The organism is Dapis brunnea BLCC-M229, from assembly GCF_050015995.1.
In the GTDB taxonomy this organism is placed as follows: Bacteria; Cyanobacteriota; Cyanobacteriia; order Cyanobacteriales; family Microcoleaceae; genus Trichodesmium.
This window is the reverse complement of record NZ_JBNHEP010000085.1, coordinates 113,109-128,744: the sequence shown is the minus strand read 5'-3', so window position 1 is coordinate 128,744 and position 15,636 is coordinate 113,109. Positions and strand designations below refer to the sequence as shown.

The 15,636-nt window shown below is 34.8% G+C and carries 10 protein-coding genes and 1 pseudogene; 4 read left to right on the top strand and 7 right to left on the bottom strand.

Annotated elements, in window-relative coordinates:
- Positions 1–640: 640 nt before the first annotated feature.
- From fabD to ACP6PM_RS09865, 4 genes are all read right to left on the bottom strand, one after another.
- Positions 641–1,522, bottom strand: coding sequence for an ACP S-malonyltransferase (fabD, locus tag ACP6PM_RS09880; RefSeq protein ID WP_426584124.1), 882 nt, complete (start codon positions 1,520–1,522; stop codon positions 641–643).
- A gap of 521 nt (positions 1,523–2,043) precedes the next feature.
- A complete protein-coding gene (locus tag ACP6PM_RS09875; RefSeq protein ID WP_426584122.1) occupies positions 2,044–3,054 on the bottom strand; it encodes a beta-ketoacyl-ACP synthase III in 1,011 nt (336 codons plus the stop codon).
- A gap of 594 nt (positions 3,055–3,648) precedes the next feature.
- A complete protein-coding gene (plsX, locus tag ACP6PM_RS09870) occupies positions 3,649–4,686 on the bottom strand; it encodes a phosphate acyltransferase PlsX (protein ID WP_426584120.1) in 1,038 nt (345 codons plus the stop codon).
- Positions 4,687–5,424: 738 nt separating this feature from the next.
- The gene (locus ACP6PM_RS09865) at positions 5,425–6,030 is read right to left on the bottom strand and encodes an IS607 family transposase (RefSeq protein WP_426584118.1); all 606 of its coding nucleotides are present in this window, start codon (positions 6,028–6,030) and stop codon (positions 5,425–5,427) included.
- 534 nt (positions 6,031–6,564) lie between these two features.
- Between ACP6PM_RS09865 and ACP6PM_RS09860 the strand changes: the two genes are divergently transcribed.
- From ACP6PM_RS09860 to ACP6PM_RS09845, 4 genes and pseudogenes are all read left to right on the top strand, one after another.
- The gene (locus tag ACP6PM_RS09860) at positions 6,565–7,731 is read left to right on the top strand and encodes an RNA-guided endonuclease InsQ/TnpB family protein (protein WP_426584116.1); all 1,167 of its coding nucleotides are present in this window, start codon (positions 6,565–6,567) and stop codon (positions 7,729–7,731) included.
- Positions 7,732–7,954: 223 nt separating this feature from the next.
- Entirely contained in the window at positions 7,955–9,265 is a 1,311-nt protein-coding gene (locus ACP6PM_RS09855) for a D-alanyl-D-alanine carboxypeptidase (protein ID WP_426584114.1), read from the top strand.
- Between the two features lie 289 nt (positions 9,266–9,554).
- Positions 9,555–9,802: pseudogene (locus tag ACP6PM_RS09850) on the top strand (IS701 family transposase); the annotation flags it as partial.
- Positions 9,803–10,083: 281 nt separating this feature from the next.
- The gene (locus tag ACP6PM_RS09845) at positions 10,084–10,284 is read left to right on the top strand and encodes a hypothetical protein (RefSeq protein ID WP_426584112.1); all 201 of its coding nucleotides are present in this window, start codon (positions 10,084–10,086) and stop codon (positions 10,282–10,284) included.
- Between the two features lie 298 nt (positions 10,285–10,582).
- Here the strand turns inward: ACP6PM_RS09845 and ACP6PM_RS09840 are convergent, their stop codons facing one another.
- From ACP6PM_RS09840 to ACP6PM_RS09830, 3 genes are all read right to left on the bottom strand, one after another.
- Positions 10,583–11,689 carry a tocopherol cyclase family protein gene (locus tag ACP6PM_RS09840; RefSeq protein ID WP_426584110.1) on the bottom strand — a complete coding sequence of 369 codons (1,107 nt, stop codon included), beginning with the start codon at positions 11,687–11,689 and terminating at the stop codon, positions 10,583–10,585.
- Between the two features lie 475 nt (positions 11,690–12,164).
- Positions 12,165–13,334 (bottom strand): LPS export ABC transporter periplasmic protein LptC, encoded by a 1,170-nt coding sequence (gene lptC, locus ACP6PM_RS09835; RefSeq protein ID WP_426584108.1) that lies wholly within the window; start codon positions 13,332–13,334, stop codon positions 12,165–12,167.
- A 1,640-nt stretch (positions 13,335–14,974) separates the two neighbouring features.
- A complete protein-coding gene (locus ACP6PM_RS09830) occupies positions 14,975–15,589 on the bottom strand; it encodes a LabA-like NYN domain-containing protein (RefSeq protein WP_426584106.1) in 615 nt (204 codons plus the stop codon).
- Positions 15,590–15,636: the final 47 nt, after the last annotated feature.

Here is a 15,636-nt window from a genome sequence, read left to right as displayed (position 1 = left end):
TGCTCCGCAAACGACCGCTTTTTCCCCTTGAAAGGGGAGGCTTTTAACCTAAACTTTTTAATTATTTAATTATTTAATTAGGGTTTGCTTATGGAAAGTCTTTTGGTAGGGGTAGGAGACAGGAGACAGGAGACACGAGACTGGAGAAATGGAGATTATAGAGGAGGTAGTCGTAAAAATTGTCCCAAGATTTTTCTGCCATAATCATCCCAAAATACTAGCATGCATGAGCTTTTTGGACCGAAACAGGCGCACTTTTTTCGACCAAAAAAGGCTCAAAGCAATATCTGTCAGTGCTTTGATATTTAATCAGCAAGCCCTAATTATTAATTATCCGGTAATTATTAATTATTAATTGTTAATTATTAATTATTGAACCACCTTACCGAAAAATTCAGGTTTAAAGCCTCCCTAGTAAAGGGGAAAAAGTGGTCGGACATGAAACGCGGAGCAACTTGAATTGTGGGGCATGAACATAGGATGGGATAGCAAGGTTTCCCACTCCGATTAGCCTCTCCCAAGTACGCCATATCCAATCTTCCCTTGAGAACAAAAAAATTCCTTTTAACCAATCCTTCTATTACAGAAGAGGTAATTATTAATTATTAATTGTTAATTGTTAATTATTAATTATTGAAAGCTATTTACCTATTTCCTCCAAATTACTCACATTTACCAATTTTAAATCTGGACAAGTTCGTTTAATCAAACCTGTAAGAACCTTTCCCGGACCTATTTCTATAACTTTTTCTATTCCTTCTTTTTCTATCTCTATAGATGTTTCACGCCATCGTACACCATTTGTCATTTGTTGATAAAGACGAAGTTTTATTGTCTCTGCATCTTGAGAAGCAATAGGTTCAAAATTGGAAATTATTGGTACTTTAGCATCAGCAAATTCTACAGATTTTAATATTTGTTGAAATTCCCTAGATGCAGACTCCATTAAAGGAGAATGAAATGCTCCAGAAACATTTAATTTAACTGCACGTTTAGTCTTAACTTTTCCAAGTAAAATTTCTACTGCTTCTGGTGTACCAGATATCACAACTTGAGCAGAATTATTATCATTTGCCAAAACTACACCAGGGGTTTGCTGAAGTTCTTCCTCAAGCTGTTTTCGGTCAAATCCCATTAAAGCTGCCATCTTTCCATCTGTGAGATTATTCATTAGTTCAGAACGTTTTTTAACTAATTTTAATCCTGTCTCAAAATCAAATACTCCAGCAACATAGAGAGCAACATATTCTCCTAAACTATGACCTGCAACTAAATTTGGTTGAAAAGAATGAGCAAACATTTCATCTGCTAATATACTTTCCACCACATACAAACAAGGTTGAGTGTAGACAGTTTGAGATAATTTTTCTTCTTCACTTCTGCAAATTTCTGTTACAGACCAGCCTAAAATTTGGTTAGCTTGCTCAAATTTTGCTTTGGCAGAAGGTAAATCTAATAAATCTATTCCCATACCAACTTTTTGAGAACCTTGTCCTGGAAACACCCATGCTGTTTTTGTCATTTTGATATTATAAATTTAACTATACAAATATTTGTTTTTAACCCCTAAATTTACATCATAATTTATACATACTAACGCTCGGAAAAAATACTCAAATAAAGAAGATTAAAAATTTATACTTCTGAAGTAGTGGCAATTCATTAATTGCCACTAAAATCCTATTTGCTACCTATATCTATCCTTCCTTATTTCCATTTAACTAGCTATCAGCTTTTCCTTACGAAATGTTCCCTAAACAGCATTTAGCTGTCAGCTAAAAATTCGAGGGTTTAAGTCCCCCACACTTATTTGGAAAAGCAAGTGTTGCTTGTTAATGGGGATTTAAATATCTTAATTATACACCTTGAGAAGCTAATAACGCAGTTTCTCTGTAAGAAGCTTGTTAATAGCTGAGTACTGACTGCTACTTCAATTATGGTAGAACAAAAGTTTTAAGCTTATTTTGCTGAAAGTTTTATTCTCAAACTCCAATATTTATGGAGTTTGGAAAAAGTTGTACAGAGGATATTAATTCTGAATTTTCACTTTTGACTTAAATCAATACCGCTCCACTCAAAAATTACCGCCCCCCAAGTTAATCCAGCTCCAAAACCAGAGGCAGCAATAATATCCCCTGATTTCACCTTACCTTTTCTAACAGCTTCATCTAAAGCTAGAGGTATAGAAGCTGCAGAAGTATTGCCATAATTGCTAAGATTACTAATAACTTTTTCCGATGGAATTTTCAGTCTATTAGCAACAGCATCAATTATTCTTTGGTTAGCTTGATGTAATAGCAACCAGTCAACTTTATCCACATCAAGATTAGCTCTAAACAGAGCTTTTTCTATCACTTCTGGTACTTTTTGTACAGCAAAACGATAGACTTCTTTCCCATTCATACTTATTGGTTGATAAGTACTTTTACTAACAGTTACTCCTTCAATTATTTCCTTTGCTTGGGGTTGATAAGAAAGATTTAAACAGCTATTTTGACTACCATCACTGCGAAGCTCAAAACCCAGGAGGCGATCGCTTTGTGAAGCTTGCAAAACAACTGCACCTGCTCCATCTCCAAATAAAACACAAGTCCGTCGGTCTTCCCAGTCTACCCAGCGCGAGAGAATATCTGCTCCAATTAACAAGACATTTTGATAAACTCCATTACGGATAAACTGCGCTCCTGTGACTAGACCAAATACAAAACCAGAACAAGCAGCAGTCAGGTCAAAGGCGACTGCTTTTTTAGCTCCCAACTCCCCTTGAATCTTACTAGCAGTGCCAAATAAATCATCTGGAGTAGATGTAGCAAGAATAATTAAGTCAATATCTGCAAGAGTAATATTTGTTTGACTAATAGCTGCTAGAGATGCTTGAGTTGCTAGGCTACATAATGATTCTGTTGTATCTGCCAGTTGTCGCTTACTAATCCCAGTGCGAGAACTGATCCATTCGTCAGAGGTATCTACTATTTGGGATAATTTTTGATTATCTAGAGATACTTTTGGTATGGCGGAACCGCTTCCGGTTATGGAAATACCTATATTTGTCATGTGTCAGTTTTTAATTATTATTTGTTTTCTACTATTACTTACTGCTTTTCATCAATATTTCCTGAATCTATACCTTGCACTGCAAATTTTCTTATTTTGTTTACTCTCACAACTTATAAAAGCTTGTTTAAACCAGCAAAATTATTGGCAATATCCTAACAAGGAAAACTACAGAGTCAAGTTTACGAAATAATCATTAGAACTTATATAAATAGAAGTAGATAGGAAAAATTAAATATCAGATTACTGTCAGAAGTAATTTTTCCAAAACCATTCTTAATTCTAACTCCTGAATCCTGCTAATTTAAAGTTCACTTGACTTTGTTACCGAGTACTTAGCTTTTCTCAAATCAATGATGTAGACGATTTTTGAATTTTAGGTAACAGGGAAAGGGAAGATGTAACATATAATCATTAATATGAGAACCGCTATATCTTAAGAAATAAACTGAATAAAATTGAAACAGTTGAATTCTAAATCCTCGTCTTTTTCAATTGAATAATGAAAATTCAAAAATTCTGCAAAAATGGTTTTGCTTTTGAGTCAAGCTTTTAGTAGTTGCAAGAAATCAGCTAATAGCTATAACAGAGGTACTACTGATTACTAACTATTGACTTTTTACTTTCTGGTAGATACTTAGAATTAATTCGTTCCAGCACTCTATTTTCAACAGCTTCTTTTGCTGAACGAACTGAATTAGATATAGCTGGTGCTTTAGAAGAACCATGACTAATAATACAAATTCCTCCTACTCCTAATAATAATCCCCCTCCATGTTCTACATGGTCTATTCTTTGTTTCATACGTTTTAAATTAGGTCGTAATATTGCAGTACCTATTTTCCCACTCAGACCAGGTGTCAATTCTTCCCTCATCATTTGCAGTACAGCATCACCCACTGCCTCCGCAAACTTTAATAAGACATTACCTGCAAAACCATCGCAAACTATCACATCAAATTCACCAGATAAAACATCACGACCTTCTGCATTACCAATAAATTTAATTTGATTATTTTCTTGCAATATTTGGTGAGTTCGTACTGCCAAATCATTTCCTTTTGATGGCTCTTCCCCAATATTAAGTAGTCCCACTTTTGGGTCGGAAGTCCTCATAACATATTCACTATAAATTGTCCCCATCACTGCAAACTGCTCTAAATATTTGGGGCGACAGTCCACATTTGCTCCCACATCCAGGATCAGGACTGGTTTTTTTGGAATCATAGTGGGTAAAACTGCCCCAATTGCAGGGCGATCGATTCCTGATATTCTTCCCAAACGCAGCAAAGCGGAGGCCATTGCAGCTCCTGAATGACCTGCGGAAACTACAGCATCTGCTTCTTTCTCCTTTAGTAAGTTCATAGCTACATTAATAGATGCCTTGGACTTGCGCCTAATAGCAGTCAAAGGTTCTTCGTGCATTTCTACTATGTCCTCAGCAGGAACTATTTCTGGCAGAGGTTGGTTTGATTTGTGATGTATACAGGCTTTAATTTGCTGAGGGTCGCCAACTAGCAATACTTTGACACCATAAGCTTCTTGGGCTTTAAGTGCTCCCTCAACAATTTCTGATGGGGCATGGTCCCCACCCATAGCGTCGATTGCGATTCGTGTAGGTATTATTCCCATTTATCAAAGTTAGAAAAACCTTCAAAATTTTATCAGTTAATCGATTATTTATTAATTTTTCTCAAGTGAAAAATTCCTGGATAGTAAATTAGCTTTATATTACATTAAGCTAATTCATAAAAGCAAAAAAATATTCTCCACAAAATAATCTAGTATGAAGCTTTACAAGTTGATTTATATAACTTATATTACTTTGATTTTTTGAATTAGTAACTATCAATATTAGCATTCAGGTATTAGTAGTTATTTTTTTAGATCGTAATTAACTAATAGCTTTTTAATTAATCAGGAACATTGGCTAATCTGCTTTCAGAGTAACTTTTACTTTTGCTAAATATTTCAATTTTACTTCGTCTTTCAAAGATATAGCAATATGATTTGAGTTGTGAAATCTTGGAAACTTTTAGGGAACACTTAACTGGGAACAGGGAACAGAGAAGAATAAAAAAATCTATCTTATTGAATAAGATAACTACTATAGCAATCGTATTTCAGTTGTAATATTTTGGTGGTAGTTAGGAGTCAGGATTCAGGAGTCAGGAGTCATAATTTTCAAGGTTTTTCATCAATCTTAACTGTTATAAAAATTTTCACAAATCATTTGGGATTGCTATATATTCCTTTCTTTTAAGGAATACCTCAATTCTCAGATATGATTCCTGATTGCTATAATAAATTACATAGTTGACAGCTCAAAGCTAACAGCTGTTTAAGCAGCATTCCGCAAATGTTTACTTATCAATTTATTTGATTAGCTGCTTCTTGTAACTTTTCCACTATTTTTTTGTTTTTTTGGCTCCGACTACCATATAATCTAGCTGTAAAAATTTTGATAATTTCCAAGATATCTCGATCTAAATCTTCCTCTTCTGTAGATTCAGAACAGTGATTAATAATCACAATTTCTGTGCCGAAAATCTCACAAATTGTAAATATTAGTTCAGCGCCAAATCTTAGCAGACGGTCTTTATTTGTTAATACTAAACGCTCTACTTTTTCTGAGCAGATCATTTTGATTAACCTTACCAGTCCTCTTTTTCTGTAATTTATTCCTGAACCTAAATCTCGAATGATTTCTACTAGCCACCCCTGATTATTACAGTAGGCTTCTAATACCATAATTTGTCTATCTAAATTGGCTGTTTGCTCAGAATTAGAAATACAGGCATAACCAATTGTTTTACGTTCTCCGGTTCTAAGTCCAAGAAGAGTAGCTACATCATATCGGCGATGTCCATTCTTGGTTCTTTCTGACTGGATTTTGCCTTCACGTTCCCATCTTCTCAGGGTACTTTCTGCTACTCCTAGTAGTTCGGCAGCCTTTCCTATAGAAATTTTGCTCATTTTCCATGATTAGCATATTTGGTAAGTAATTTTAGCAAATAACCAGTAAATTTTTGTAAATATTTCAGAATTCTTTTTTCAGACAATCATTATAAAAATTAATATTTTTATGTGTAACTATAAATTTAATATATTTAAAGTTTGAGGGTTAACTATTGCGCAATAGTAATGAATATATTTTCTATTTTTGATAGAACAATTAAACTAGCTTCTGAATGATTATGGCAAATTTTGGTCTTAACTATTGCGCAATAGTAATGAATATATTTTCTATTTTTGATAGAACAATTAAACTAGCTTCTGAATGATTATGGCAAATTTTGGTCTTAACTATTGCGCAATAGTAATGAATATATTTTCTATTTTTGATAGAACAATTAAACTAGCTTCTGAATCATCTCTAACTTTCGGTAAGTAGGAAACCAGCCTGTTTTAAAGGCTGGATGGAAACGACGCGACCGTTTTAAGCCGTAGTAACGTTGACAGTTTGAGATTGTTTCACTAATATAAACATTATACAGCGAAAACTATCTTATGTACCTAACCCAAAAGAACAAAATCAGAAATTTGTCTAGCCAGGAATTTAAAGCCTTAAGACAATTGTGCAGATTATCTAAAAATATGTACAATCTAGGGCTTTACTCTGTGAGACAATTTTATTTTGCTGAGGGCGGATATCTGAGGTATGAATCAAATTATCATTACTGCAAAGAAAATGAAAATTACCAGCTACTTCAAACCGATATTGCACAGCAAATTTTAAAAGTTGTAGACAGGTCTTTTAAGTCATTTTTCAACTTAATTCAGAAAGCCAAAGAAAGTCTGTATCGGTTTGAACAAATACGAATGCCTAGATACCTAAAGAAAGAAGGGTATTTTCCTTTAATAATACCTCGAATAATAATAAAAAATGGATATTTTAATATTCCAATGTCTAGGAAATTCAAGGCTGAATATGGTGCAGTAAAAATACCTTTTCCTGAAAGATTGGCAGATAAAAATCTTAAGGAAGTTAGAATAATTCCTAGATTTGATGCCCAGTTTTTTGAAGTAGAATTTATTACGGAGTCGGAGCGACAACCAACAGTAAAAACTAATAATGTCCTAGCAATAGACTTAGGTTTAGACAATTTAGCTACTTGTGTATCAAATACTGGGTCATCGTTTATTTTAGACGGTAGAAAACTTAAATCAATCAACCAGTGGTACAATAAAGAAAATTCTAGGTTGCAATCTATAAAAGATAGGCAGGGTATTAAGGACTTAACTAAAAAACAAATTAGCATTACAGCAAATCGGAATAATAAAGTTAGAGATTACCTAAATAAAGCAGCTAGGTATTTAATCAACTGGTGTAGTAAAAATCAAATATCTACTATGGTTGTGGGTGTTAATCCAGGAATGAAACAAAATATCAATTTAGGCAAAAAAACTAATCAAAAGTTTGTACAAATACCTCACCATAATTTTAGATTAAAGCTAAAGGCTATGTGCGATAGATATGGCTTGACCTACAAAGAGCAAGAGGAGTCTTATACTTCTAAGGCTAGTTTTTTGGACTGCGATTTAATACCTTTTTACAATGCTGATAACCCAACTGAATACAATTTCAGTGGCAAGCGAATAAAGCGATGCAGCGCGGTCTTGGGGGTTTCCCCCATGAGCGACTGCATCAAGACAGCGTGGTTTGTACAAGACTAAGGAAGGGAGAATGATAAATGCTGACTGCAATGGTGCTGCAAACATTGGAGTAAAAAGTAACCTGAATGGGTTTACCCCGGACAGACTAGAGGCATCTTTGGCTATGGCATTAAGGGTAAAATTTGACGTGAGGAAAGTCCATCAAATTTATGATCCTTAAGAATCCACGCGACTTTTAGTCTGTGGAGTGTCAAAGCGAATTTGAATAACATTGAACTGATCTATGTGGGAATTGTTTAGCTACGGAGTTATACATCTGTGGCTAGAAATGGCAGGGATGGAAACTATTGGGCAGAATACTGTAGCTATCCTCAAATGGCAAGCAGGTCTACCTGAATTAATTTCCCCTGAAAATTCAGATGAAATATTGACTTTAGAAGTAGATGAATATTTAGAAGGTTTAAAAACGAAAGGATTATTAACTGCTGATGCTCAAGGTATCTGGATACAGTCAGAACTAAGATCTCTTCATAGTCACGAAGGTACAATTCCTATTCCTGGTGCTTCTTTAACTAAAATCGCTACATCTTTAGCTGCACTAGAAACTTGGGGACCGCAACATCAATTTGAAACTTTGATTAGTACCACGGGTCCAATTACTAATGGCATCTTGCGAGGAGATTTGGTCGTTAATGGTGGTAGTGACCCTTATTTTGTCTGGGAAGAAGCGATCGCCCTAGGCAACACCCTGGAAAAATTGGGAATTAATCAAGTGAGGGGTAATTTGGTTATAGTAGGTGATTTTTGGATGAATGAGCAGTATAACCCTGTAGTAGCTGGTAGGTTCTTGCGAGAAGGTATAAATTCAGCAACTTGGTCTAGAAATGTCAGAAGTATCTACAACCGAATGCCTCCAGGGACGCCGATGCCGAAAGTAGCGATCGCTGGTTCTGTTATATCCCAAAAATCTGTATCTCAGAAAATTCCTATTATTAGACACAAGTCGTTACCGCTGGTGTATATTCTCAAAATAATGAATGTGGGAAGTAAAAATAATTTAGCTGAGAGGTTGGCGCAAAATTTGGGAGGAGCAAAAGTTTTGCAACGAAAAGCTGCTTGGAGTGCTGGGGTGTCGGAAGCAGAAATACAATTAATTAATGGTTCTGGGTTGGGAGTAGAAAATCAGATTTCTCCAAGAGCGGTAACTGCAATGTTGGTAGCTATTCAAAGGTATCTGCAAAGTTCTGAGTGGGTTATTGCAGATCTGTTTCCGGTATCTGGGTACGACACGGGAACTTTAAGGGATCAGTCAAGGAATATTCCCCAGGGAGCGGTGGTGAAGACTGGTACTTTGAATGATGTTATTGCTTTAGCGGGAGTTTTGCCAACGCGGGAACACGGTTTGGTTTGGTTTACGATGGTTAACCGAAGTCCTTATTGGGAGGAAACACGAGCGGAACAGGATAAATTTTTACAAGAATTAGTTAATAAGTGGGGAGTAGTTACGCCACCTAGAGGTATTGTTCCTAAGATAAATGGCGATCACTTGGGTTTGGGAGATAGTCGAAGAAATTATATTCTTTCAGGAAATTAAGTTTGAGGAAAGTTTTGAGTTAGAAAATGGCCAACAGATAATAATTATCTTTTCTGTTTGTTAATAATAAATGCAAGAGAGGAAATTGCCTAAGAAGCTATTTAAGAAGTATTGCATAATCGATGAATCCTAAAAATCTAATCCCCTACCCCTCTTCCCTACAAAAGCGATCGCTTCTTCCCCCAACATAGCGATCGCCCCTATTACCTTTTCCGAGATTAACTCCTGTCTCAAGTAATCAGGACTTACGCAAGGACAGTATATATAGCGTCTTTGCGTAAGTCCTGATCAAGTCAGAGATAAAATCAGCCTTAAAAGGCATTTTATTTTAGTCCGATCGTGCTTATACATTTATTATCTGGCATCAGTTAACAGGAGGTATAAGAAGGCGTTGGGCTAACAAACCATTAAATACCTTTACTGATACTTTAGAAGCCCGATCGTACCGCAATATCTTATCGTTTTGTTGAGTGGTTAGATGAAAACATCGACGTATTTACCGCTCATAAAGAGAGTTTAGGGTTTGTTTGGGCTTAAAATTTGCTAAAGTCCCGATATTATCCTCATACTTTAATGCACTGGAAGGTTCCCCTGTGGAAACCTTGATACTTTGGGAGTAAGGATTGTGATGTTGGTGAAATATGGCTCAGATATAAAACATCAAAAGTTGAGTTTTATTCACCTTTATTCACCTTTATTCATCAACAAAATTCCTGAATAAAAGTGAACTTTTATGTATTGTCATTTCCCAAAATTTAAGCGATAGTTATTTAACAATAGAAAGAGAAAAATCTCTTACTCATTAGACCTCTCCAAAAATGCCGATTTGGGAACGGCAGGACAAGGGTTTAAAAACCTTTTCTAGAGATGTCTATGCACAATTAATAAACAATAAGGAGAATAAAGTAATGACAACAGTTCATTTGGATGCCAATGATAATAGATATACTGGCACTTATGGTAGTGATACTATCTATGCATATGGTGGAGATGATAACATTTCAGGAGGAAGTAAGTGACAAATATCGCGATTCCTCCACCAACTAACGAGCTAAAAACATATTTCCAACCATCAGGAATGTCTGGGATAATCATTGGTTTTATTTTTCTCGATTCATAGACGCAGCAATTAAATTATCAAAAATTTATTTGTTTATATAAGCCATTTGGAATATTAGCAAAAGTGCATATTTTTGATAAAGAAGTCAGGAGGTCGAGAAATGGAATACAGGAAAAAGGTAGAAAAATGACCCCATATTCGCAATTTACACATTTCCGCCTCTATTTTTTAAGAAATCCAAAATGGGTTCTATAATATCATTTAACCCAAGGTTGCTCCCAAGACCCCCCACCAACTTCTAAACCACATAGATCGCTACGCGCCTCCAAAATTAACTTTGAATAACCATCCCTCACTTCCCTTAACCTTAAAGTTAAATTACCCTGCATAGTATCTCGACACAAAAATATTAATCCCTGTTCTGACGGTGCCCGTAGAGGTGTACCAGAACAATTTGTAGTCGCAGTCAACTCTACCTCAAATAAATCATTTTTTGCCTGCATTTTCCATTCTCCCCAAGGCTGAATTTGCCAATATACTTCAGAGTTCCACGGTACAAACTCATAAAATTTCCCTTGGTAATGAATACCTACCATTGCCACTTCTTCCATCCACCACAATACTCCTCGCTTACCACCACCAGCAGTTAAAGCTAAATCTGATTCGTCATAGAAACTATTACAGTTAAGCCAAAACCATTTTTTCGGGAAAGCGCCACCCCAATTTTTCTCACTGTAAGCTGGTGCATTAGTAAACTTATAGATATTCCCATTCCATTCTATCCAACCAGTAGCCAGACCATGAGCCATTAATATTTGCCATCCAGGCTCAAAAATTGGTAAAAATGATACCCAACCTGCAGTTGATTGTTGTTCTGCATCTGGGTTTCCCCAACCATATATAGGTTGTGTTTCATATTGCCAACGACAATAATTATTTGTTCCTGGATCGCAGAGAACTCCTTGATGCCAAGTGGCAGTAGCTTGATACCCTTGTTTGATTTGAGTATCAAATACTTGTGGATCTAAATACCCAACCGGACCTGTTAAATTTGTTCGTCCCCAATGACCTAATTCGAGAACTTCCGGAGTTGCCCAAAATTTTTTCACATCTGGGAAAGTCCGACAGAGATATTCGTCATTTTGGCCAATAATTTGAGCGCCACCACCACTATAAAGTTGACCGCCGATGGGATCTTCTATAGAGTACATGAAGGCGAAGGTTTGTTTTTCTTCTGGTAGGGTGACTCGATAATACCAACCTTCAAAAAAACGGCGATCGCTACCATCCCAGTGATAGCCACTATGGGGTGTTTGTAGGGGATATTTTCTCACAACTTGTTCCTTTGTAATAATAACTACCAAAAAATTAACATCTGCTGAAAATGTCCTTGGGTTATTTCAGTTATAGCGCTACGCGCTAGGGAATAGGGAATAGTAAACTCTTACAAGCTTTCAGGATTTAGAAATATCCTAACCTTAATGCGTAGCGCTATATCAGTTATCAGTTATCAATTATTAGTACCTCTAGTAATAAGGAGGCAAAGAAAATACGAAATTTCCTTTTTTACACCCTTTACTGCGCAGGGTCAATTTATTGTCACGCTTAGAAAAATTGTATCCTTACTCCTGCCCTTACCACTCATACTTTTTTCAGCAAACCCTGATTAGTTGTGCCTTTACTGGGGAAGTTATTAAGCTTATTTCTTAGTCAATAAGGAGAAGCGATAACTTATCTATTATATTTTATTTATGTAGATTTATCTAAAAGAACAATTTTTTTAGGGATTTCATTTTGCTTGTAGTTTCTCCCCAAACTTCCCAGACTTCCCCCTCTTCCCTACTCCCCAGGAGGAATAATTTCTGTTACTACATTACTCTTACCACCTTGAATAATAACTGTCTCATTTTTGAGTTGCCCTACTGCCCGAGGACCTCTAACATTAAATGGAGGATCAACTTGACGATAAAATATATTACCTTCTGCTTCAAAAGTTTGATTTTGCAAATACCAAGTTAGGCGATCGCTATTTAATTGAGCTTTATTTTCTTGCCCAACACCAATGACATCTCCTGACAAAACAAAAGTATTTTTCTGAAAATTTCCTTGACCTTTATTTGCTTGTAAAACTACTTTTTCTCCTTGTTCTAATACTGTTATTGGTCCTGGTGAGTCAATCAAATTTTGTGGTATATTCCAAATCATCAAATCACTACTTATTTGTAATTTTGGATTGGTTCGGAGCACCTGTACATTTTTCTTTAGAGTAGCTATTTGACTTTCTAAATTAAACTCTGATTCATCACCATAAGCACTGCCAATAACTTTTTTATTTTGTAATTCTTCTATTTTTATTGGTTGATTAGCAATCAATTTTTTTTGATCTATCTGCCAAAACAATTGGTCTGTTTGTATTTTCATTACAGGTTCTTTAAACATAGCTACTACTTGACCATAGAACTCTATTCTTTTTTCTAGACTAATAATTTTTGCTGTTTGAGCTGATGCTTGTATCTGTTCGTTAATACCTGTTATATTGTTGCGAACAATAATTATTCCTGGTTCAGTTAACCATTCTAATTGTTGTCCTCTGATAGTTATTTGATTTTGAATGTCATATACTTCTATCTCTTCTATCAGTAAAATTTTGTTTCCATCTTGATATACTTCTCCTTGCAATGCAGTAATTTTATAGGCTAATTTTCCATCTCGAAACAATTCACCTTCAGGTTTAGTTACTCTCACTAATTCTTTATCTTTGACATATGAAGCTTGTTTGGACTTTACCCTCCATAGCATTTCACCTGATTCAGATGCTTCTTCAAGAGTAACGTCATTTAAAGTTAAATCACTTTCTGGTGTTTGATTAGGAATAGGTTGTTCTGAGATATTTTCTTGAGTTTTATCTTGTTGATTACAAGCTGTTATTCCTAGAAGTAAAGTTACTAAGATTAATAAAGGGATTGATAATTTTTTTGAATAGGAAAAAGAATTATTGTGTGTTGTCATACAAAGTCGATTATGTTCAGCTCGTGTTTCTCAATATAATTATTGTATCAGTCGGCAATAGGGAATAGGCAATAAAAAATAGGGAAATAACAGGATATCAAAGGATTAAAAAAAGGCAGAAAAAAATTAATTTTGACTTTTACCAGAGGTATAATATTAAATCCAGTTTAATATTTATTATATAGTTGAGTGTGGGGAGTGTGAGGATATTGAAGTAATTATAGAATTATAAACATTCTCTTATCTTATATAAAATCGGTTTATATAAGAGAATGTTTGTCAACAAAATATTAAGGCTTTAACCGATGGGATTAATTTATATTTATGGCTAATTGGAAAAGTCTCCACTATGAGAAAACTAGCTATATTTTAGTCAAGATTTCAGGAATATCTTCTGCTGGCTAATAGTTGTGTATTCTAGGCTCCCAAATATTCCCTTCCCTTTTTTAGATTTACTGATACATTCAGTCTCTAATAACAGTTTAAAAAAATATTGCTACAAAGTATTGGTTGCTAAGAGTCAGAAGCCAAGAGATACACATTTTATACACTTCTTTTAGGGAATAACAGAAAATAAATTATCCCAATTTTTGTACTCTATTTATGTACTATATCCTGACTGGTTACTCCCTACTCCATTACTTTTTCAATTTCTTCCCTACTCCCTACTCCCTTATTTTCATAGCTAATGGGATAATTTTTTATTTGGAAGTCCCTTAGATCAGAGTAAAACAACTCCACAATTGACTTAATAAGCTATTTTAAGTCATGGAATTGTTTTTATGCTTTCGGGGGTATAGCGCTATGCGCAAGTCAAAAGTAATATTATGTCCGGATGAACAGTTAAAAATAATTAGGGAGAACTCAGGAGTCAGGTAAGGGATCCGTCGGATTGGCGATGTACAGGAGTTAGGAGGGAGAAAGAAGGTATTAGGAGAAGAAATTTTTTTAATCACTAATTAACCGGATTTGGTATCAGAAGTAATCCATAAAAGGTGTTTGAGCTATCAGATGCGCCGTGCAACAGCGAGGGGTCGCATCCGCATAAATGTCTGTGCCCTATTTGCGTAGTGCTATAACTTCTGATATAGCTTCATGTCAGTAGCAAATTTACTAACAGTTTTATTCTAATTTTACTGTAAATATCTTTTTTGAATTTGGTATATAGGAATTCCGACTCTAAAAAATCCAAAACTTTTGCACCTTATACCAATTACCATAAATTTTCCTATACTAGGGTTTTATATTTCTAAATATTATTTGTTGGAGTAAATACTGAATATTTAGTAACTTCGGTTATGAAGGAAAGTTATTTTTGCTAGCTTCCAACTATAGGAAAATTTTTGAGAATTGGTATGATCTATTTGATAAATGCTATATATTCAAAAAAGACTCAAGGAAAGTTTTTCATCATAAGCACAAATTTTTCCAGCTTTCACTTGAATAATGCTCAGTTTTTCCAACTTTCCTTGTAGTTAAGTAATATTTAATTTTTGCTCTAATTTAATTCTCAAATCTAGACAGAAAAATGCTCTAGGTATTAATTCACTAAACTCAAAAAAAATTCACTCCACTTTTAAATTAATTATTGTTCTAAAATTTGACAAATTTTCTAAGTTAAATTAGACCAAATCTTATCCTTAATCATGTTCATCCATCAAGCCTATAGCTGATAGAGGACGATAGGTATAGCTAGGAGATTTTGAAGTTTTTTGAATGTCTTCTTTAATTTGTTCCAGGTCTATATAACGGTCAGAAACATTAATTAAACTATCGCTAGTCATAGCTCTAAGACTAACCACTTCAACCCTAACACCTCTATAACTAACAGCATCTACAGCATAAGCTAAATCTCCATCTCCACTAACTAATACAGCAGTGTCATAAGAGCCTACTAAAGCCATCATATCAACAGCTATTTCTACATCTAAATTAGCTTTTTTAGATCCATCTGGTAATTGTACTAAGTCTTTAGAAATGACTCGATAACCATTACGACGCATCCATAACAAAAACCCTTGCTGTTTTTCATTAGTACGATCTACTCCCGTGTAGAAAAAGGAACGTAGGAGACGAGAACCTCCTGTAAGACGGCAAAGAAGTTTCGTATAATCTATCTCAATTCCTAGCTGCAAAGCAGCATAAAATAAGTTAGACCCATCAATAAAAATAGCTACTTTGCCACGATTTTCTAGAACTTGTTCTGGTGTAAATATTTCATTACACTCTATTTGTATTTGTTGATGATTCAACATTGTTTTTAACCTCAGTTTTTTTATGAAATAAAGAAATTTAATTCTTA

What these genes read in the sequence shown, in the direction of transcription:
- lptC (WP_426584108.1), bottom strand. Translation starts at nt 13,334, where the DNA reads ATGACAACACACAATAATTCTTTTTCCTATTCAAAAAAATTATCAATC.
- ACP6PM_RS09830 (WP_426584106.1), bottom strand. Translation starts at nt 15,589, where the DNA reads ATGTTGAATCATCAACAAATACAAATAGAGTGTAATGAAATATTTACA.
- ACP6PM_RS09875 (WP_426584122.1), bottom strand. Translation starts at nt 3,054, where the DNA reads ATGACAAATATAGGTATTTCCATAACCGGAAGCGGTTCCGCCATACCA.
- ACP6PM_RS09865 (WP_426584118.1), bottom strand. Translation starts at nt 6,030, where the DNA reads ATGAGCAAAATTTCTATAGGAAAGGCTGCCGAACTACTAGGAGTAGCA.
- plsX (WP_426584120.1), bottom strand. Translation starts at nt 4,686, where the DNA reads ATGGGAATAATACCTACACGAATCGCAATCGACGCTATGGGTGGGGAC.
- ACP6PM_RS09855 (WP_426584114.1), top strand. Translation starts at nt 7,955, where the DNA reads ATGTGGGAATTGTTTAGCTACGGAGTTATACATCTGTGGCTAGAAATG.
- ACP6PM_RS09845 (WP_426584112.1), top strand. Translation starts at nt 10,084, where the DNA reads ATGCCGATTTGGGAACGGCAGGACAAGGGTTTAAAAACCTTTTCTAGA.
- fabD (WP_426584124.1), bottom strand. Translation starts at nt 1,522, where the DNA reads ATGACAAAAACAGCATGGGTGTTTCCAGGACAAGGTTCTCAAAAAGTT.
- ACP6PM_RS09860 (WP_426584116.1), top strand. Translation starts at nt 6,565, where the DNA reads ATGTACCTAACCCAAAAGAACAAAATCAGAAATTTGTCTAGCCAGGAA.